Genomic DNA, 20154 nt, shown 5'->3' on the forward strand with positions numbered 1-20154 from the left:
CTTTTATTCAAATTCTACTTTACTGATGAGTAATTCTTCTCCTTGTATCACGTTTCGACTTGGCCGCCCACAATGACTACACACGAAGCGATATTGTTCAACTTCTGAGGTTTGCCCACAGAGGTCGCATTGAATTAAAATGGATAAAACCTCGACGTGTAAACTGGTTTTGTTGTACTTGGGCTGGTCTTCCAAAACGGCCTGAAACGCGTTCTCCATCAAAATAGGCTGGACATTAGACAAAAGCCCCGCTTTTAAATAAATCCCGCGTACGCGCTGCATATCGTTGGGAAACTCTTCTTCCAACGTTCTGAAAATATTCCGTACTAATGATATTTCGTGCATTTATCAAGAGGTTTTGTATGAGGATGTCTCAAAGCCTAGTATCACCAAATTATCTTCGGTCTTTGTTCAACCTCACGGCAGCGGCCGACCGTCCCCTAAATCCCCCTCACGGTACGCCGTCGCGGCCTTTCTGGAGATAGGGACTTTAAAAGCCCTTCTCCTGGAAGGAGAAGGGTTGGGATGAGGTTGAAACCAAAGAATATTTTGTAACATGTTACTTTTGAGACAACCTCTTTTTTAGACTTCAAAAGGCAAGACTAAAGCATTGCTAGTGTGGGGTTAAGAGATTTACCATTGCTTTTAATTTCTCCAATTTTTCTTGGTGTTGCACAGCTTCTGCGCGTAAAGACGGGTCGTTGGTCAATTGGGCTAATTCGGCAATGTAGCTTTCCATTTCTTCCAACAGCACTTTTTCGCTTGCTTCATTTTCGTGGTTGACAAACCAGCCTATTTCTAAAAAATTGAGCAAGGTCAATGCCCGTTCGTGCGGGTAGTCTGCCGCCGTTCGTACGTCCAACGCCTCCCGATAAAACGACAGCGCTTTGGCGTGGTTGTCGCTTTGGGCAGCTTCGGGGTATTTGGTGAGTGCATTGGCGTAACTGTTGCAGATGCGCGCGTATTCGTACGGATTAGTTTCGCGGGTAAAATAGCGGAGTGCTTCTTTGAAAGAACTTACCGACACGGCGGCCCAAATCCCTTTTTTCTTGACTTCGTCAGGAATTTCGGAATAAATCACGCCTAAATGGTGATGAATTTCGGCAAACACCTCGGGCGCATTGTCACGGGTAAATAGTTTGAGTGCTTCTTGGTAGGCTTCCATGGCGGGTTTCAAAAACTGCGGATTGCCATTTTGCGCCCATGTGTATAACAGTGTCCCTTTTCGATAGTGTGCATTGGCCACCAATTCGGGAATGTCCTCTTGGCGCAATAACGCAATCGCCCGATTGATGTAGCCCAAAGATTCGGAAAAACTATCCGTCAGGTTGGCAATTTGGGAAGCATCAATGAGCAAAAGTGCTGCTTGTGGCCCGTTTTGCCGTTGTTCGTAATACGTTATGAGGGTAGCCAACGAATCTTTGATGGTAGCCAGCAATGCCTCGTCGTACGGTATTTGTAGCTGTTTCAACCAAACGGCACATTGCACATTTTGTAATTCCATGCGTGCATCGTCCGAAATCGCCATATCGCGGCATTGGTGGAGCAACTGTGCTGCTTCGACCAATTCGTCGGCATCAAGCAGTAAAGAGGCATAATGTTTGCCCGTAAACGCCCGCCATTCATCATCGGGGGCGGCTTCGAGGGCTTTTTGGTAGTATTTTTTTATGGTAACGTAATGAACAAAATGGGTCAATTCGCCATAGTGAGCCATGACGGCGGTGTTGTGCCAATACCGATACATTTCAAAGGACGGCAGTTTTGTGAAAGGCTCCTCGGTGATTCTCACCTGCACCCCGTGTTGGAGGCAGTTGAGGGTGTCGATGTCCCGTAGAAGAAACGGGTTGATTTCGGCCAATTCGTACGCTTTTTCATAATTTCCGAGTTTGGTATAAACCACTGCCAACAAATTTTGCGCGCTCAACTCCAAAGGATAAGGGAGAATGTAGGGCGGGGCTTCGTTGGCCCAATCAATTGGAATAAAAATTTCATGGTCACGTACCACCAAAAATCGGTTTGTGATTTCTTCTCCAATCGAAGGCATTTCTTTGACACTGACGACTTCATTGAGGCGAAATTCGCTGTCAATAATGGCCTGTAAAGCAGGGAGTTGGTCAGTTGAGGCAAATATCGAAAACATGTAAAGCGTTAGATTTAAGGGTTCCTCGGGCGTCGCGCTGCATTCCGCGTCGAAACAATTGAGCGTATAATTTAGCTTTCTCTTCGGTATCGTAATGGTCGAGTCTTCGGCATAAAAACTGGAATGGGTTCTGAACATAAACATAGACCATGGTCAAATGCCAACGTCCTTTTCGGGTTTCGATTTGGTAACGTACCTCGGTCGAATGAAGCCAAAGGTCGTTGATAAGTACCTCTAAATCTCGGTATAAACCTCGGACGTTGAGGGTAAAGCCAGCGCGAGAATCAGGAAATGGGTTCACAGTCGTACGTTGATAATGCCCACTTGGGTGACGTCATAAGCCAGTTCACGGTCGTGCTCGTCGAGCTCAAAATCAAGCAATAATCCACGGAGGTAAAAAGCTTTGTCCCCAATTGCGTTTTTGTCTTTGAGCGTTTGCCAATTCGTTTTATGGAGTTTTTCAAAAAACTGCTTGGATTTTCCTGCCAACAATAAGGTTTGTCGCTCGGGATAATACACCCAATTAACCTGCGCTTCGTTTTCCAACACCGACTGCACCAACGCTACAGGTAGAATCAAATGACCATTTTTAAGCTGTAGTGTCATACGCGGCTAATTCCAATTCTTTCAAAATCAACTCAACAACGCGGTCGCCTGCTTCACGAACGGGCTGGCTCAAACCAATGTCAAGCCGAAGGTTGTCAACTGCAATCAAATACACCTGAATGTCGTTGGGGTATGCTTCCTGCAAGATTTTTTTGGCGTACGAAAGCGCTTGGTCCCATTTTAAGCTGTGCAAAAATACCATCGGGTCATCTTGAATGTGTGCGTTGATTTCGGAGGCAGGCAGTCGATACAACGTTCCTGGGGTTTCTCCCGAATTGACAACGGCGTCCACCACAATGATTCGTTCGTGACCTTGTAAGTGAAAGAGCACCTCAAAAGCTGAAGTGCCCATGTCAAATAAGCTTACCTGTTCATTCCCAGCGAATTGGTTTTTGAGTTGTTCAATCACAAAGCAGCCGACTCCGTCGTCGCTTCGACACGGGTTCCCAAACCCCATTATCGCTGTTTTTTTCATGTCGTGTATGATCTATATAAAATTGGCCAGCTGAAAAAGTAATTTTCTTTTAACTCCAGCCTTTAGGCTGGGGACACAAATAATTAACACATTATTGGGGCTTTAGCCATGACCTTTAGCATTGTAACGTTAAAAATCAGGGCTAAAGCCTCATCTACTTAATAGTCAGCTCCCCAAATCCCCAGCCTTTAGGCTGGAGTTACTGGACTGTTTTTAGAAATTTACAATTTAAACTTCGCTAATTCTTGACCGCTCTTACCGTCGTGGGCGTGAACCGTACAGACCAAGCAAGAGTCAAACGAACGAGCCACTAAACCTACTTCCACGGGGTCATGTGGGTCTTCGATTTCGGTGCCTTCCAAGGCGGCCTCTATGGGGCCTGGGTTGCCAGTTTCGTCGTTAGGGCCTACGTTCCAAGTGGTTGGGGCCATCACTTGATAATTTTTGATAACGCCGTTTTCGATTTCAATCCAGTGTGCCAATGCCCCACGCGCTGCTTCGGTGGCTCCCCAGCCTTTGCCGTCGCGTTCGGTAGGTTTGATGTAAAAATCACCATTCAGGTCCACTTGGCGAAGCCACTCATCAATCATCAAATACAAGCGCGGCGCTTCGTGCAAACGTGCCAACGTGCGGGTAAACACACTTGGCCCCATTTTTTCCATAATATCCATAAAGAGTGGATCTTGGAATTGGTGTGCTTTATTGGCAGGGTTCGCATTCATAATCACCCTCGACAGCGGCCCAGCTTCTGCCGCAAAGTTCATGTAACGCGGCGCTTTTGACCAGCTGTATTTATCGTTAAAATTGGTTTCGGCCAAGTTTTGTGACGGTAGCGGCGTTGGCAGTGGCTCGTCCCAAGGGTGGGCGGCGGGTACATCGGCGTACCATGCGTGCTTGACGTGCTCTTGTACCTGCAAATGGTCAAGTTCGTAGTACTTTTTACCATCCCAAAAACCGCCAGGACTAATCACGGCGTTGTTGCGGGTTTCGATTTTGGGTTGGTTCCACAAATCTTTGTGAATATAGGTGCCAAACGCCACAAATTTACCTACCCCTTGTCCAAATTTATGCAGTCCAAACTCAATCCCTGCCCGAATGTACAAGCCCAAGTCGGAGTTGCGTTGCGATTCGTTTTCTTCGACCCATTCCATCAAATCATCCCATGTTTTGATTTGCATGTAACGTTCAATCGAACAGCCCAAAAAGATACTTTCTAGCCAATCTTTGCGGAACTGATTCATGATGGCATGGGCACGCGTGATGTCTTTGAGGGTAGGAGCACTCATAACGCCCCCAGGTACCATGTAGCTAGAGTGCGGCCACTGACCCCCAAAAAGCGCATATACTTGTACGGGCAACGCACTTGAGGTTACGCCTTTTTGGAAAGACGTCCCTACGTATGCTGCCCAGCGCTTTACCACTTCGGCATAAAGGGGTTTATTGGCAAATTTTTTATTGGCTAAATCGGTGGCAAAAATGGCGTAAAACCAACGCGGAATACTTTGAATGGTTTCGGTGGCTTGGCCCAAGGCGCGAAGCAAGAGGGCATTCGGCGGCAAGGTGGTTCCCCAAGCAGTATCTAAGGCGGATGAAGCGCAGTACAAGTGCGAGCCACCGCAAATACCGCAAATACGTGGCGTTACGATAAGTCCTGATTGGGGGTCTTTGCCCGCCATGATTTGTTCAAAACCACGGAACATGGCCGCCTGGGTGTGGGCGCGCGTCACTACGCCGTCTTCCATATATACTTTTACATCAAGGTCTCCTTCTACCCGACCTACGGGGGATATATTTAGTTCTTTGGTGATTGCCATTGGAGTGTGTTCAAATTGAGTGAATGGAAATGTTGAATGGTCGGTGAAGACTATTTAGAACCTTGGCTGTGGGCTTTTTCAATACCAACGCCTACTTCTAAGGCGTGCATGGTTTTTTCAAAACCAGCGCGCATGTAGTAGCCAAGTTTGGAGTTGCCCGCAGGTACGTCTTGGGGTAAAAAGCCCAAATACTTGAGGGTTTTGAATACACTTCCTTTGGCCAAATCGTGGTGAGGGAAGCCTGGCTCAGTACAACCCAAACAGGGGTGATTGGCGCGGGTTTTGCTGGACTGGCGGTTCCACAAGATTCGGTTACAACTAGCGCGCGTCATTGGCCCACGGCATCCTACTTCGTAGAACAAGCAGCCGTTGCCTCGTTTTCCAAAACCTCCATCGACTTTGTTGGCAAAATTGACTACGTTGGTACAACCCGTCTGCACAAAATCGGTGAAGAATGTTTTTGGACGATGGTATTCATCAAGTAACACATCTCCAATTCGTCCCGTAGCGATGGCGACCAAAATTTGCGTAATCCAGTCGGGGTGAGCAGGACAGCCTGGAATGTTGATGACGGGCAAACCACCTTTTGATTTGTAATTAGCTCCCAAAAAACCGCCTTTTTCTTTGCGCAAAAACTGTACGCCCGTCGATTCGCTGGGGTTGGGTTCCACGGCGGGAATGCCGCCCCAAGTGGCGCAGTCGCCAATGGCTACCACAAAACCCGCTACTTCCGATAACTCCCGTACCCAGTCCTTCATGGGACGGTCGCAGAAGTAGTTCATCGTGCCTGTATTTTTAGGGCCTTTGATGATACTTCCTTCATATACCAGAATGTCGCATTGCACTTTCCCCTTGATGATGTCATCGAGTAGCTCGCTTACTTGGTGACCAATTTCAAGCCCAATGGAAGGGTGCCAGAGAATATTGACGCCGAAATCGGTGACGAGGTCAACCACCGTAGGTTCTTCGGCATTTAGGAATGACATGGTATTGCCACTGCACGCGCCTCCTTGCAGCCATAGTACATTTGCCATAAGAAAAAATAGCTTAAGGGTTTTGGTTTGCTAAAATTGTACTAAAAAGTGAACAAATATAACCACTTCTGAATTTTTAGAAAATATTTTCTAATCAAATTTAGAAATTTTTTTCTAATTTAGAATAAACCTAAATATCAGTAGGTACATGTGCTTCACAAAGTAGCGGATGTACTACTGCAAAGACATGACATTGGTCAGGTTTTGAAGATTAATTTTGAGAAAGGACGGGGGAGATGAGTTCGAAGGTATCTAAGCCTTTTTGAGTAAAGTAGGGTTTTAAATGGTTCCACACGGCCGTCCGATAGCGCCCTTCCGTGACGGGTTTGCGGCGCATGGTTTGTTGAGGAATCCAAAAAACCAGTGTCATCCAAATCGACTCCGAAATGAGGTAGTACGTTCCTTGCGACGATTCGGGAAGGAGCTCACCTCGACTGACGTGGAAGTCGATACGGTTTTTGATTTGCAAAATCATTTTGTTCATAAACATCTCCCATTCGGATTGAATGTCGGGCAGGGGATGCTCGGCAGAAAACAAATCTGTAATGTAAAAACGGTAGGTTTTGAAAAATTCAAAATAACCAGCCATTTGCCCGTCGAAATCGGCAAAAGAGGGCGTCAAAAGGTACGTACTGAGAAGTTGCCGAAATTCATCAAACAGTTTTTCATAGACCGACGAGACAATGGCCTCTTTGTTGCGAAAATGGTAGGCCAAATTACCGACGCTAATACCCGTTTCGTCGGCTATTTGTTGAAGCCTGACACTTGCCACCCCATGCTCATTAAAGAGCTTGATAGAAGCCAGTACGATTTTTTCTTTGGTATTGTGCATGATAACCCTTGCGATGATGCTCAGTTCTGTGCTACAAATATATCATTTATACTGATTGCCTGCGTACCGCGCTGGTCTTTTGCTGCCAATCGGCGCATCAAAGACGCAAACAACGATGCTTTACGCGGACAAGAATACGAAGTGATTTGTCGGCGGATGAACCGCATCGGGTTGTTGGTATGGGCAAAAACCAAATTAACTTGCCACTCGCCTTTGTGTCGCGTGAGTTGCTCGATAACGGCCGTGTCGGCGAGCCATTCGTCTTTATGAAAAAAAGTAAAATCAGGGAGCGTACCGCGCTTATCGGTCACGTGCAGGTCGTTGAGCCTGCCCAATAAATGGGAGTACGTAACTTCGTCGATGCGAAAATGGGATTTCATCTTTGGCGCGTTGGTGTGTCAAAGATAGAAAAATCTTAGGAAGAGATACAAAACTGATGCCATCCGTCGCCGACGGTGTAGTTGACTTGTAAGCCGTAATTGGTGCAAATTTCCTTGATAATAGCCAAGCCAAGCCCCACCGAGTCGGGGCCTGTGCCTTCTTTTTTAAAGCGTTCAAACAAGCGTTCGGGAGGGTTTACAAGTGCGTGTCCCGTATTGCTGAGGCAGATTTGTTCGGGCGTCGAATGTAACCGAATCTGTCCTTGGGCGCGGTTGTGTTTGATGGCATTATTGACCAAATTATTAACCAAAGTTTCGGCCAAAGCGGGCGGTAACTCCACCACAAAAGGGGTGTTGTTTAGGAGATGGACTTCCAATTGTTTGTAGTGGATCATCTCTTCCATGTCGTCCAACTTGTTGACCAGCAATTCGGTCAAATTGATGGCGTGGTTCGTCGTAAACTGGTGATTTTCAATTTTTGCCAAAAGCAACAGACCTTGATTGAGACGAGCCATGCGCCGCGAAGCTTGGTAAATATCTTCAATCAAGTGGGTTTGGGTTTCGGAAAGCTTGGCATGTTGAATCAACTGTTCGACTTTGGCATTGATGAGCGCCAACGGCGTTTGGATTTCGTGCGAGGCATTTTCGGTAAACTCCTTGAGGCTTCGGTAGTCGTGTTGCATTTTTTCGCCCATTTTTCGGAATACCTCGTTCAATTCCTCAAATTCGTCAATTTCGGGCTTGTCCAACTGCAAAGGTTTTTCGTGGGTGAGGTCAAAATTTTTCATCCGCGAAAGGGTTTCGTAAAACGGATGCCAGATTCGCCCCGAAGATTTTCCCTGAAACCAAAAAGTCCCTATCAACAACAACACAAGGCAAACCACCATGGTTGCGGTGATGATTTCAATCAGTCGAAAGGTTTGAATGAGGGATTTACGAATGGTAACTTCATGCACCACACCGCCGATGGTGGCATAAAACGTCAGTTGTCGAAAAGGCGTAAGTTCGTCTTCGTAACGGCTACGCATCAGGGTATCCGTAAAAAATTCCGCAGCTTTGATGGGGCCAGTGACGGGCGAGACTTCGATTTTGTTTTCGACAAAGTAGCCACTCGACCAGTTGTTATGGAGTTTGAGGTATTCTTCAAAATCGCGTTTTTCGACCTTCAAACGATTTTCTACTTCATCATAGATAAGAATTTTAATGACTTGGTAGAAGGCCAGTCCCGCAAACAAATAAATGGCGGTTGAGAATGTCAGATAAATGCGGTTGGTTTTGGTTAATAGTTTCACGAAAGCCCAAATTTATAGCCAATTCCATAGACCGAACGCACGTAGTCGGTACAGCCTTTTTCGAGCAATTTTCGCCGAAGGTTTTTGATGTGTGAGTAAACGATGTCCAATGAGTCAACGGAGTCGATGTTGTCCCCCCACAAATGTTCGGCAATAGATGCTTTGGTGAGCACTACGTCCACGTTCGACAAGAAATATAGCAATAAATCGTATTCTTTGCGCGAAAGTATGGTCAATTGCCCTTTTACATAGACTTTTCGGGAAGCAGGTTGGACCAAAATTTCGCGAAACTCAATTTCGGTATGTCCACTAAAGTTGCGGCGCCGAATCAGCGATTTGACGCGGGCGTTGAGTTCAGACAAATGAAAAGGCTTGGTCAGGTAGTCGTCCGACCCAATTTCTAGCCCCTTGATTTTATCTTCTAGGGCATTGCGGGCCGAAATAATAATAACGCCCGTGGTTGTTAGCATTTTTTTGAGCGATTGAATCAATTGAAAACCATTGCCGTCGGGCAAGTTTAAGTCCACGATGACACAATCGTAGTCGTATAGGTAAATCCGCTGGTCGGCCTCCAAAAAGGTGCCTGCGGTTTCACACACAAATCCTTCTTTGATCATGTATTCGCTGATACTTTCAGCCAATCCTTTTTCGTCTTCAACAACCAGTACTTTCATCGACGTGTTTGATTCAAAAAAAACAAAGGTAGAAGGCAATTCTGGAAACATTTAGACAAAGTACTTTTTTGCCCTAGATTCCCATTTTTCCTAAATGTTTCCAGAATTGGGCTATTGTTTTGTGAGCTATTACTGATAACCGCACTTCCACTACGTTGGTTTCTATGAAAAAAGGTATTAGCTACATTCGGCCGTTGAGCCAGTTTTTTGGGTTGGTATTGATGGTGAGCCAAGGGTTTTCTGGGCAAGCACAAACACTTTCGCTGTCGCAAGCCATTGAGCAAGGTGTTCAAAATTATCCTTTTTTGAAAGCAAAGCAGGCCGAAGCCAAAAGCATCGAACGACGAGTGCAATTGGCAAAAACGGAGTACTTGCCCTCCATCGTGGTGCAAGACCAATATACCTTTTCGACCAACAACAGTATTCACGGTTCGTTTTTTCCAAACGAGGGTACGACCGTCTCTACTTCTGGGGGGATTCGTCCCGAGCCTGTCTATCAACCTACTACGGGGAGTTTTGTGAGCGCCGTCATTGACTGGCGAGTTGTTAATTTTGGCAGGGTCAAAGCCAACGTGGAAGCTGCTCAGGCAGATTGGAAGCGGGCGCAAGCGGATTACGAAAATGAGCTTTTTCAACACCAAATTCGGGTGATTGATGCGTATTTGTTACTTCTCATTCAGCAAAAACTGGTGGAAGTACAGCGCACTAACCTCGACCGCGCTTTGACCTTCAAACGGGTGATAGACGCAGGTGTGCAGTCGGGGATGCGTGCGGCGGTCGATAGTTCCTTGGCCACGGCTGAGGCAGTTCGGGCGCGGTTATCGTTGCTTGAAAGCCAACAACGCGCACAAGTTCAGCGATTGCGCCTTTCGGAACTGGTGGGTGAAGTTCAAAAAAACCTTCAGGTGGATAGCCTTGGTTTTTACCGTACGCTTCCCCAAACTACCTTTCTTTCGGATTCACTTTCGCCCAAAAATCCTGTTTTAAAACTTTTCCAAACCCAACTTAGCCTTTCGGTGGCGCGCAGCAATGCCATCAAGCATTCGGGATTACCGTTCATATCGCTGGTAGGGGCGGGTTGGGCGCGGGGGTCGGGGGTGTCAAACGCCGCCGATGTGAGCGATGTCGCCGATTTTAGTTTTAGCCGTGGGTTGGGCTATCAAGTCTCCAACTATTTGGTGGGCATTGCCGCACGGTGGAGCATCACAAACATGCTGAGGGTGAGGCAAGAATATAAAAGTGAACAGTTGCAGATAGACCGTTTTAGGTATTTGTACAACGAGCAATCGCTGCGCATCAATCGCCAAAACCAGGAGGCCGATACGCAACTGACGATGGGCTTGGAATTGGCCAAACAAGCACCTATTCAGCTCAAAGCCGCTCAGCAAGCCTATAACCAGGCCAAAGCCCGTTACCAAAGTGGACTAACGGATTTGCCGACGTTGTTTCAAAGCTTTGTGACGCTCAACCGCGCCGAAATCGACGGCTACGTGGCCACAAGCAATGCGTGGCGCTTTTTGCTGCTGAAAGCCGCCGCCGAAGGCGATTTGTCCCTGTTTATGAACCAAGTTAAGTAATTCAAACGCACCATAGAAGTATGTATCAACTCATTCGTTCTGCCTTGCGGAAACCCATTTCAGTGGTAGTGGGCGTGTTTGGCATCCTGTTTTTTTCGGTGATGTCATTGTTCACTATTCCTGTTGATATTTTTCCCAATTTGGATTTGCCGACCATTTATGTGGTGCAACAATACGGCGGTATGGCTCCAGACCAAATGGATGGTTTTATGGCGACGCGGTACCAAGACCACTTTTTGTACGTATCGGGGATTCGGGATGTGGAAGTAAAAACCATTCAAGGGCTATCGTTGATTCGTCTTCAATTTTATCCTGGTACGGACATGGCCCAAGCCGCCGCCGAGGTGGCCAATAACGTGTCGCGGGCCAAAGCGTATATGCCAGAGGGGACAGTACCGCCGCAAGTGGTTCGTTTTGATGCCAGTTCGGTGCCCGTGGGTCAGTTGGTTTTTGAAAGTAAAAGCCGTTCACTCAACGAAATCCAAGATTTTGCCTCGTCGCGGGTACGACCCATGTTTTCGCGGATTCCTGGGGTGTCGAGCCCGCCGCCTTTGGGAGGAAACCAGCGCACAATTATCATCAAAGTAAACCCACAATTGGTGCGAAGTTATCAATTGACGCCCGACGAAATCATCAAGGCGATTGTGACCAACAACCAGATTTCGCCCGCAGGGAATATCCGAATGGGGGAAAAAACGCTGATGACGCCCGTTAATTCTTTGGTGAAAAAGCCCGAAGATTTTTTGGACATCCCGATTCGCGTAGGAGCGGGGCCAACGGTTTTTGTGCGTGACGTTGGTACGGTGGAAGACGGCGCGGACGTGACCGTTAGTTATGCCCTTGTCAATGGCCGCCGCGCGGTGTATATTCCTGTGGTAAAAAAATCGGATGCTTCAACGCTTGACGTGGTGAACAACATCAAAAAAGCGCTTCCTGAACTTCAAAATTCTATCCCCGAAGACGTGAAGATTTCGTACGAGTTTGACCAGTCGGTGTATGTAACAAACGCCCTAAAAAGCCTCGTAACGGAAGGGATTTTGGGTGCAGTGCTGACGGGATTGATGGTGTTGCTGTTTCTGCGAGATTGGCGAAGTGTAATTATCGTCGTAGTGACCATTCCAATTTCGGTGTTATCGGCCGTAATTTTATTGAATTTGGCAGGACAAACCATCAACATCATGACGTTGTCGGGCTTGGCGTTGGCCGTTGGGATTTTGGTGGACCAAGCCACGGTGTCGATTGAAAATATTCACCAGCACCTCGAAATGGGCAAACCCAAAGCAGTAGCTATTTGGGAAGCCTGTAAAGAAATTATTTTTCCCGAATTTCTCATTTTGATGGCGATATTGGCCGTGTTTGCACCCGCTTTTGTCATGAGCGGCGTACCTCGGTCGATGTTCCTGCCGTTGTCGTTGTCGGTGGGGTTTGCCATGATAGCGTCCTTTATTTTGTCGCAGACATTTGTGCCTGTATTGGCCAATTGGCTGCTCAAAAGCCATCCGCCGCACGAGCCTGCTACCTTGGCCTTGGATGCACAAGAAACCCAAACCGTGATTTATGAAGGAACGCACCCCGACCCGAAAGCCACAGGATTTGAGAAGTTTAAACAGCGTTATTCTGCCTTGCTCAATCGCGCCTTAGGAGGCCGTAAGTGGGTCGTAGGGGGCTATTTGGTGGGAAGTGTGGGCGTAATTGTGTTGTGCTTTTTGGGCATTGGAACCGATATTTTACCCCATGCCAACAGCCATCAGTTTCAGTTGCGTTTGAGCGTGCAAGATGGAACGCGGGTCGAGCGCACGGAGTTGGCTACGCTCAAAGTGTTGGACATTATAAAATCAACGGTTGGGGAAGAAAACGTTGCTATTTCGTCGGCCTACGTCGGTACGGTTCCATCTAGCTACGGAACGTCCAATATTTTTGTGTTCAACAGCGGGCCGCACGAAGCCGTCATGCAAGTATCGCTCAATGAGGCACACCACGTCAATATGGACGAACTGAAAGAAGAATTGCGCGACAAAATTCGTAAAGAATTACCTGCCGCTAAGGTGTCGTTTGAGCCCATTGAGTTGGTTGATAAAATCATGAGTCAAGGTTCGGCTACGCCTATTGAAGTGACGGTAGCGGCCAAAGACTTAAAAGAAGCGGGGCGTTTTGCGGGAAAAATTCAGGACGAAATGAAGCGGATTACTTTTTTGCGCGACGTGAAAATTGCGCAACCGCTAGCCTATCCTATTTTGAAAGTTACCCTCGATCGTGAGCGTGCGGGGCAGCTGGGCGTAACTTCTACCCAAATTGCCCGTTCGATGGTGGCAGCTACTTCGTCCAGCCGTTTTACCGATAAAAACCTCTGGCTTGATGACTCGAAAGGGTTGGCATATCAGGTGCAGGTGCAAATTCCCGAATATAAAATGACCACTCCCGAAGACATCGGTAACATTCCGTTGCGTAGCGGAGCCATGCACCCTTTATTATCGGACGTGGCTTCTTTTTCGGAGGAGACGGCACCAGGTCAATACGACCGCGCGGGCCCTAACCGCTTGGTGACAATTACGGCCAATTTGCACAACAAAGACCTCGGCTCGGCCCAAAAAGCCGTTCTGAAAGCCATCAAAGATGCGGGCGACCCGCCGCGCGGCGTGCAGGTGGACATGCGTGGCCAAACCAAATTGCTGGGAGATACCCTCACCAGTCTCCAAACGGGCTTATTGGTGGCGATTATCATTATTTTCTTGCTCTTGGCGGCCAATTATCAGTCGTTCAAATTATCTCTCGTGATTTTGTCGGCTATTCCTGCCGTAATAGCAGGTTCGCTGCTGATGTTGTTGGCTTGCGGCGCAACGCTCAATCTCCAGTCGTACATGGGCTTAATTATGTCGGTAGGGGTATCAGTAGCCAATGCCATCTTGATGGTGACCAATGCCGAAAACCTTCGCTTAACCCTTGGTGATAGCCGTAAAGCGGTGATGTTGGCCGCCAACAGCCGTATTCGTCCCATTTTGATGACGAGTATTGCGATGATTGCAGGGATGCTTCCGATGGCGTCGGGCTTTGGAGAAGGGGGCGACCAAATTGCTCCTTTGGGACAAGCCGTTATTGGCGGATTGATTGCCTCCACGCTCGCGGCTTTGCTCATTTTGCCTTGCGTATTTACGCAATTCCAGCACACCGCCACTACCCAGTCGGTATCGCTTGACCCCGAAGATCCTGAAAGCAACTATTACAAATCCTCGTTGACCCCAACTATATGAAATCGTATCGAACCCTCTTAGCGCCATTGGTGGCGGGGGCAGCTATTACTGCCTGTTCTACCGAAGCCAGTGAAGAAAAAAAGAAAAGTGCCGCGCCTGAAACCCCTCAAGTAGAAGTGGTGGAGGTACAGGAAATGCGCCCTGAGAAAAACATTGTGCTACCAGGTGAACTGAAACCTTGGAATCGAGTGAGCTTGTATGCCAAAGTGAAAGGTTTTGTGCGGGCAGTACAAGTAGATCGCGGGTCGTGGGTACGCAAAGGACAAGTTTTGGCGCAGTTGGATGCGCCCGAAGTTCTGTCGGAAGTGAGCCAAGCGCAAGCACACGTACAGGCCCAAGAGGCAGTTTTGATTGAACAAGCGGCACGTTTTCGGGCGAGCAAACAAACCTACCAGCGGCTTTTGCAAACCAACAAAGTAGAAGGCGCCGTCTCGCCGCATGAACTCGAACAAGCCCAAGCAAAAATGCTGGCCGACAGCGCGATGGTAAGCGTGGCCAAGGGAAATGTCCAAGCGAGTCGTTCGATGTACCAAACCAAGACCGAATTGCGTCACTACCTGACCATTACGGCACCATTTGACGGGGTCATTACGGAGCGGAACATCAGCGCGGGGGCGTTGGTAGGCGCAGGCGACAGCAACGGAAAACCGCTGTTTGTGCTAGAAGATAGCCGAACGTTGCGTCTGACGGTAGCCATTCCCGAAAGCTACGCCAATCAGCTTCCTGACAAGAGTTCGGTTTCGTTTACGGTCAATGCCATTCCTGAACAAACTTTCAACGCGCGTTTGGCGCGAAGTGCGCAAAGTTTGGTGGAGGCCAATCGCTCAATGATGGCCGAGTTTGATTTTAACAACCAACGCAATTTGTTGAAATCAGGCATGTATGCCGAAGTAAAATTGCCCGTAGAGCGAACGATGTCCACACTATTTGTTCCTAAAACATCGGTGGTAAGTTCGACCGAAAAAACCTTTGTGATTCGGGTAAATGACAACAAAGCCGAGTGGGTGCCCGTGGAAAAAGGCAATGTGCTCGATAGTTTGGTTGAGGTCTTTGGAGGAATCCATTCCAAAGAAACCATTGTGCGCAAAGCATCCGAAGAAATCCGTGATGGACAATCTATTAAAATAAGCAAAAAATAATGCGTTATCCCGCCCTTCTGTTCACACTTTTGTTAGTAGTTTTCCAAAGTTGCGCGCCAACGCACTACCGCCTGATTTATCGAGAAGAGAACGATAACCAAGTTCATCCCGAGCTTCGGGCGGTGCAGCTGCGTTGGCAATCGCAACAAGTAGTTGTGAAAACTTTGTCGGGCAAAAAGCAGCAAATAAATGCCAATAAAGTATGGGGGTACGAGGAAAAAAATGGGAAACGATACCGATTATACCTTGATCAGTTTTATGAAGTAGTTCAGTCTCAGGGTATGACGATTTATTGTCGGCATAATTTTGGCGAAGGAAGTACGGATGAGTATTTCTTCAGCATTACCCCCAACGAAGAACTGCTGTATCTGAGCGCACGTAACTTAAAAAAGGCGTTTGCGACCGACGAATGTATGCTGGATTTACTCCAACAACTGCCCGCCAAAAGGTGGTTAAAAACCAATAGCAAAGGGTCATTACAGCTTTTAGATGCCTATAATTATTGCCAAACGCCCCATTCGACGGTTACTTATAAGGTACGTTAGGCCAAGGTAAACTTTTTGCCTGGCAGGCTTCGGAGGTATCCTTGCAGTTCTAAATTTAGCAAAAGTGGGGATAGCTTTCCCAAATGAATTTGGCTTTCCCAAGCGAGTTCGTCAATCTGCATTTCTCCCTTTTGGCGCAGAAGCGACACAATGGCGCTTTCGGCTTGGGTAAAATGCTCAGGAAGAGGGGGAGGGGTGGTAGATGCTGCACCATCGGGAAGCCAACTGAGTGCATCTAATAAATCGTCCACGCCTGTAAATATCTGCGCCTTGTGCGTGCGAATGAGCTGATTGCAACCCGTAGAATACGAATTGGTGAGGTTTCCTGGAACGGCAAACACGTCGCGGTTATAATTGTTGGCGTAGTCGGCCGTGATGAGCGCGCCTCCTTTTTCGGCCGCTTCTACGACAATAATGGCGTCGGATAAGCCTGCAATAATGCGATTTCGGGCAGGAAAACGCATAAAATCGGGTTTGGTACCTAGCGGATATTCCGTCAAAATTCCTCCGTTGGCTTGCATCTCTTGGGCGGTTTTGGCGTGAGTCGAAGGGTAAATAAGGTCAATCCCCGTAGCCATGGCTCCAAGGGTGGGTACGCGGAGTCTGACACAAGCGCGGTGCGTAGCGATGTCGATGCCATAGGCCAATCCACTCACAATCGTCACTCCTTTGCTGGCCAATCCTTCCACAATTTGCTCACACGTATTTTTGCCGTAATCCGTTGCTTTTCTGGTTCCGACCACCCCCACAAACCGACCTTCATTGAGATTGAAATTGCCTTTTCCGTACAGTAACACAGGGGCGTCATAGAGCGATTTGAAACGGGTTGGAAATTCGGGGTCAGTATAAAAAAGTAATTTCCCATCGACATAGGCTAGTTTTTTGAGCTCATTTTCTGCCTCTCGAATGCCTTCTTTTTGGAGTATTATTCGCGCCGTCGCTTCCCCAATTCCATTGACCCTCGTTAGGCTTTTAAGGTTGGCTTGGAATATTTTTTGTGCACTTCCGAAGTGGGCAATCAACTGCCTAATGAGGACACTGCCAAGGCCGTTGGTCAAATGAAGCGCAAGTTGGTAGATTTTTTCGTCTGACATGAAAGAAGGTAGGTTTACCTGTTTTTCATTGGACGAGGGGGGCTTTGTTGGGATAGTTTTTGTGCGGGGATATTTAATGAAATGGCTGAAATGTTTTATGAAATGGCTTATTTTCTTTTTGAAGTGGCTTATTTGTTGAATAAAAAAAGCGGATTAAATACACTGTAAGCTAAGTTTCTTTAACTATTACCCGCAGACTGACGCAGATTGAAAGTCGCAGATGACGCAGATTAATGACAATATAAAGCCCTTTTTCAGCGACAATCAGCGTTTAGAATTCTGCGGCTTTCTGCGGGTAAAAAATAAAGCTATTTACTTAACACTGTATTAAAAGCAACCCGCTTCACTATTTAATTCCCCCCACCCAAATGCGCACAATTGACCAACTTATTGATGCCATCATAAGCTACGGGCACTTTTTCGTATTCGTACGCGATTCGGAGCGGGCGAGTGTGGTTGTTGTCGCCCATTGCTACGTCCACATCGTCCATGGTAAACTGAGAAGGGTGTTCATAACCGCAAGCAATCGAAATCTCTAGCACTTCTTTGGTAAGTGTTTTTGCATAATTGTAAAAACGCTCGCTTTTCAACGTAGGGTCAACCCCTGCCTGCAACCATTTGTTTTGGGTAGCAATACCCGTCGGGCAGCGGTTGTTGTGGCAGACTTGGGCTTGGATACAACCGATTGAAATCATGGCTTCGCGGGCAATATTGATAACATCGACGCCCATCGAAAAGGCCATAATGGCTTGCGCAGGTAAGCCAAGCTTGCCTGAGCCAATGAACGTAACGCGGTGGGTAAGGTTGTACTTTTTGAAAATTTTATACACACTCGAAAACGCATACACCCACGGCAACGATACGTGGTCGGCAAACGACGGTGGCGCGGCACCTGTTCCCCCTTCGCCACCATCAATGGTGATGAAGTCGGGGCCTTTGCCCGTTTTTACCATTAATTCGGCCAGTTCTTCCCACATTTCTAGTTTCCCCACGGCGGCTTTGATGCCCACAGGAAGCCCCGTCGCATCGGCCATGCTTTCAATGAAGTCAATCATTTCGGGGATGTTGGAAAATGCACTGTGAGCCGCGGGCGAAATCACGTCCTTACCCAGCGGAATATGGCGGATGTCGGCGATTTCTTGGGTGATTTTTGACGCAGGCAATACGCCCCCTTTCCCAGGTTTTGCCCCTTGCGAAAGTTTTAGCTCCAGCATCCGAATGGACGGATTGTTTTTGGTCAAATCAACCAGTTTTTGCATCACAAAATTTCCGTCATCGTCACGGATGCCAAAGTAAGCTGTTCCTATATTTAGCACCACATCGCCGCCTTTGTTGTGGTAGGGCGAAAAACCGCCTTCGCCTGTGTTGTGGTAACAGCCAAACTTGGCTGCTCCCTTGTTCAACGACTCAATCGCACGCGCCGACAACGATCCAAAACTCATGCCCGAAATATTAATCACTTGCTTAGGGCGATAGGGCTTTCGTCGATTGTGTGGTAAGCCAATCACTTTTGCAGAAGGCAAAACGTACGGGTTTTCGCGGTAAGGGTGGTCTTTGGGCAGGCGTTTGGTAAGCAAAGCGGGCTTGATAAAAATGTAGCCTGCTCCATTCACGTCTTGGTCAGTTCCAAAACCTTGAAAATTGTTTTCGCGTTTGGACGAAGCATAAATCCACGACCGCTGCCGACGGTTGAAGGGAAGTTCTTCGCGGTTATTGGCCACGATGTACTGCCGAAATTCAGGCCCAATGGTTTCAATCCAATACCGTAGGTGGCCAACCACGGGGAAGTTGTGTTTGATGGTATGTTTTTTCTGGGTAATGTCCCGAATGGCAATAACTAAAAGAAAGGCAATGGGCCAACACCACAAAGGAATTTGTCCCAAAAAATCAACAATTGTATTCATGAATATGGAGTTATTAGGGTTGATGATTTGATTCTACTTTAATGCTTCGTAGCTTATTTTACCGATTTCTGCGATAATTGTTTCAGCTCTGTTGAGGTCAGTACCACGTACAAATACGGATATTACAAAGGGTTTTTTGGTGAAAATAATCCCAGCATCGCCCCGAATATAGGTGAGCGTTCCTGTTTTATGGGCAATGCCTACTTGCCGAGGAATGAGCGAGGGCAAGGTACTAGTGTCGTGATTGTCAATCAAAAACGCCACCATCAAATCACAAAGCGCAGGCGTAGCAACCTTACGCTGGTAAATAAGGCTAAGCAAGCGGTTGATTTCGACCGCATTCACGTAATTTTCGATGCCCTTGGCCACGGCGGCGGTGTCCATCATCACGCGATTGAGTTGGAGATTGGCAAAGCCAAGCGTTTTCATTCGTTCGTTGACGGCTTCGCGCCCTACTTTCCGAATCAAGATGTTGGTTGCCGTATTGTCGCTTGCTACCATCATTTGGTGGGCAAGTTGCTCGTAAGTAAAAGCTTTGCCTTCACGTTCCTGAAAAATAGTGCCTGCTCCGCCTACTTTGTCGGCGTTTTGAAGGGTATAATAGTCGGTAAGTTCAAAGCGTTGGGCTTTGACTTGCTCCATGACTTCGACCAAAATGGGGATTTTGATGATACTAGCAGATGGCACCTGTTCGTTGTCTCCAAGGCTTGCATAACGTTTTCCTTCAAGTGATTCGATGCGGTAATTGACCTTTACCGAAGAGGGTAACTTCGCAAGGTAGTCGGCGAGGCGTTGCTCAAGGGCGGGGTGTTGAGCATGAACTGAAGTGAGGTTGGCCAAAAGCACCAAAAAAATAAGTTGTCGCATTAGAATATCTGATTCTGGCGACAACTTACACAGTCCTCCTATAAAAATCAAGCCTTAGGCTGTTTCTTGTAACGAAGACACTTCCTTGGGCGAAAAGTGATTTTCTAGGTCTTTGCTAATAAACAACCGGAATTCGGTTTTGAATTTGCGGTAATTGTCATGATAAAAGTCCATCTTTTCTCTCAGATACACCTGCGTCGCCCAAATGTCGTCGTTGTATTGAACCGTTTCGTTTTTCAGGGCGATGGCCATGACATTTTCTTGGGCGTGAATTTCGCTTTTGAGGGTATTGTTGATGCGTTTAAAATGTTCAATTTCCCGCGAAATACGCTGGAGCGTTTCGGCAAAACTTGTAGCTAAGTCAGTGGGTAAAATGACCTTCATTTCGTCGAGCAAATGCGCAAAAATGGTCACTTCTTCGTTGACAAAATCAATTTCTTTTCCCCAAAGCCGATGTTCAAAATGAAATCGTTGGAGGTCGAATTTAGGATTCTTGGCCATGGTAGTTTTTGTCTTTTAATTTTCTCAAAATC

The 20154-nt window shown here is 47.3% G+C and carries 19 protein-coding genes; 4 read left to right on the plus strand and 15 right to left on the minus strand.

All coding sequences use genetic code 11. The features are described from left to right. Positions 1-3 precede the first annotated feature (3 nt). From AC23P2_RS17755 to AC23P2_RS17805, 11 genes are all read right to left on the minus strand, one after another. Positions 4-345 (minus strand): hydrogenase maturation nickel metallochaperone HypA/HybF, encoded by a 342-nt coding sequence (locus AC23P2_RS17755; RefSeq protein ID WP_487774436.1) that lies wholly within the window; start codon positions 343-345, stop codon positions 4-6. A 268-nt stretch (positions 346-613) separates the two neighbouring features. Then, positions 614-2140, minus strand: a complete 1527-nt coding sequence (locus AC23P2_RS17760) for a hypothetical protein (protein WP_487774437.1) — start codon at positions 2138-2140, stop codon at positions 614-616. Next, positions 2115-2441, minus strand: coding sequence for a hypothetical protein (locus tag AC23P2_RS17765; RefSeq protein WP_028664873.1), 327 nt, complete (start codon positions 2439-2441; stop codon positions 2115-2117). The genes AC23P2_RS17760 and AC23P2_RS17765 overlap by 26 nt, the downstream gene beginning before the upstream one ends. Further along, positions 2438-2746 carry a hypothetical protein gene (locus tag AC23P2_RS17770; RefSeq protein WP_028664872.1) on the minus strand — a complete coding sequence of 103 codons (309 nt, stop codon included), beginning with the start codon at positions 2744-2746 and terminating at the stop codon, positions 2438-2440. Before AC23P2_RS17770 ends, AC23P2_RS17765 begins: the two co-directional genes overlap by 4 nt. Continuing rightward, a complete protein-coding gene (locus tag AC23P2_RS17775; RefSeq protein ID WP_487774438.1) occupies positions 2730-3221 on the minus strand; it encodes a hydrogenase maturation protease in 492 nt (163 codons plus the stop codon). The genes AC23P2_RS17770 and AC23P2_RS17775 overlap by 17 nt, the downstream gene beginning before the upstream one ends. Positions 3222-3442: 221 nt before the next feature. After that, on the minus strand, positions 3443-5035 hold the full coding sequence (locus AC23P2_RS17780; RefSeq protein WP_273208601.1) for a nickel-dependent hydrogenase large subunit: 1593 nt from the start codon (positions 5033-5035) through the stop codon (positions 3443-3445). A 50-nt stretch (positions 5036-5085) separates the two neighbouring features. Then, on the minus strand, positions 5086-6069 hold the full coding sequence (locus AC23P2_RS17785; RefSeq protein ID WP_487774439.1) for an NADH-quinone oxidoreductase subunit B family protein: 984 nt from the start codon (positions 6067-6069) through the stop codon (positions 5086-5088). A 211-nt stretch (positions 6070-6280) separates the two neighbouring features. Then, a complete protein-coding gene (locus tag AC23P2_RS17790) occupies positions 6281-6901 on the minus strand; it encodes a TetR/AcrR family transcriptional regulator (protein WP_487774440.1) in 621 nt (206 codons plus the stop codon). Between the two features lie 20 nt (positions 6902-6921). Further along, positions 6922-7281: a hypothetical protein gene (locus tag AC23P2_RS17795; protein WP_487774441.1), complete on the minus strand. Its 360-nt coding sequence runs from the start codon at positions 7279-7281 to the stop codon at positions 6922-6924. 35 nt (positions 7282-7316) lie between these two features. Further along, on the minus strand, positions 7317-8573 hold the full coding sequence (locus tag AC23P2_RS17800; protein ID WP_487774442.1) for a sensor histidine kinase: 1257 nt from the start codon (positions 8571-8573) through the stop codon (positions 7317-7319). Next, positions 8570-9247, minus strand: coding sequence for a response regulator transcription factor (locus AC23P2_RS17805; protein ID WP_487774620.1), 678 nt, complete (start codon positions 9245-9247; stop codon positions 8570-8572). Before AC23P2_RS17805 ends, AC23P2_RS17800 begins: the two co-directional genes overlap by 4 nt. Before the next feature lie 164 nt (positions 9248-9411). On the opposite strand from AC23P2_RS17805, the gene AC23P2_RS17810 reads away from it, so the two are divergent. From AC23P2_RS17810 to AC23P2_RS17825, 4 genes are read left to right on the plus strand one after another with little or no spacing between them, the layout of a single operon-like run. Further along, on the plus strand, positions 9412-10824 hold the full coding sequence (locus AC23P2_RS17810; protein ID WP_487774443.1) for a TolC family protein: 1413 nt from the start codon (positions 9412-9414) through the stop codon (positions 10822-10824). A gap of 20 nt (positions 10825-10844) precedes the next feature. After that, a complete protein-coding gene (locus AC23P2_RS17815) occupies positions 10845-14072 on the plus strand; it encodes an efflux RND transporter permease subunit (protein ID WP_487774444.1) in 3228 nt (1075 codons plus the stop codon). Further along, the gene (locus AC23P2_RS17820) at positions 14069-15211 is read left to right on the plus strand and encodes an efflux RND transporter periplasmic adaptor subunit (protein WP_487774445.1); all 1143 of its coding nucleotides are present in this window, start codon (positions 14069-14071) and stop codon (positions 15209-15211) included. Before AC23P2_RS17815 ends, AC23P2_RS17820 begins: the two co-directional genes overlap by 4 nt. Beyond that, a complete protein-coding gene (locus tag AC23P2_RS17825) occupies positions 15211-15756 on the plus strand; it encodes a hypothetical protein (RefSeq protein ID WP_487774446.1) in 546 nt (181 codons plus the stop codon). Before AC23P2_RS17820 ends, AC23P2_RS17825 begins: the two co-directional genes overlap by 1 nt. Here the strand turns inward: AC23P2_RS17825 and dprA are convergent. The 4 genes from dprA to AC23P2_RS17845 all read right to left on the minus strand — a co-directional run bounded on the left by dprA (position 15753) and on the right by AC23P2_RS17845 (position 20122). After that, positions 15753-16850 (minus strand): DNA-processing protein DprA, encoded by a 1098-nt coding sequence (gene dprA, locus AC23P2_RS17830; protein WP_487774447.1) that lies wholly within the window; start codon positions 16848-16850, stop codon positions 15753-15755. The two genes, AC23P2_RS17825 and dprA, sit on opposite strands and share 4 nt — an antisense overlap. Positions 16851-17200: 350 nt before the next feature. Next, positions 17201-18754, minus strand: a complete 1554-nt coding sequence (locus AC23P2_RS17835; protein WP_487774448.1) for an FMN-binding glutamate synthase family protein — start codon at positions 18752-18754, stop codon at positions 17201-17203. A gap of 33 nt (positions 18755-18787) precedes the next feature. Next, positions 18788-19621: a serine hydrolase gene (locus tag AC23P2_RS17840; protein WP_487774449.1), complete on the minus strand. Its 834-nt coding sequence runs from the start codon at positions 19619-19621 to the stop codon at positions 18788-18790. 54 nt (positions 19622-19675) lie between these two features. Beyond that, positions 19676-20122, minus strand: a complete 447-nt coding sequence (locus AC23P2_RS17845; RefSeq protein WP_487774450.1) for a hypothetical protein — start codon at positions 20120-20122, stop codon at positions 19676-19678. Positions 20123-20154 lie beyond the last annotated feature (32 nt).

The sequence above is a fragment of the Runella sp. R0.1_18 genome (genome assembly GCF_057652155.1).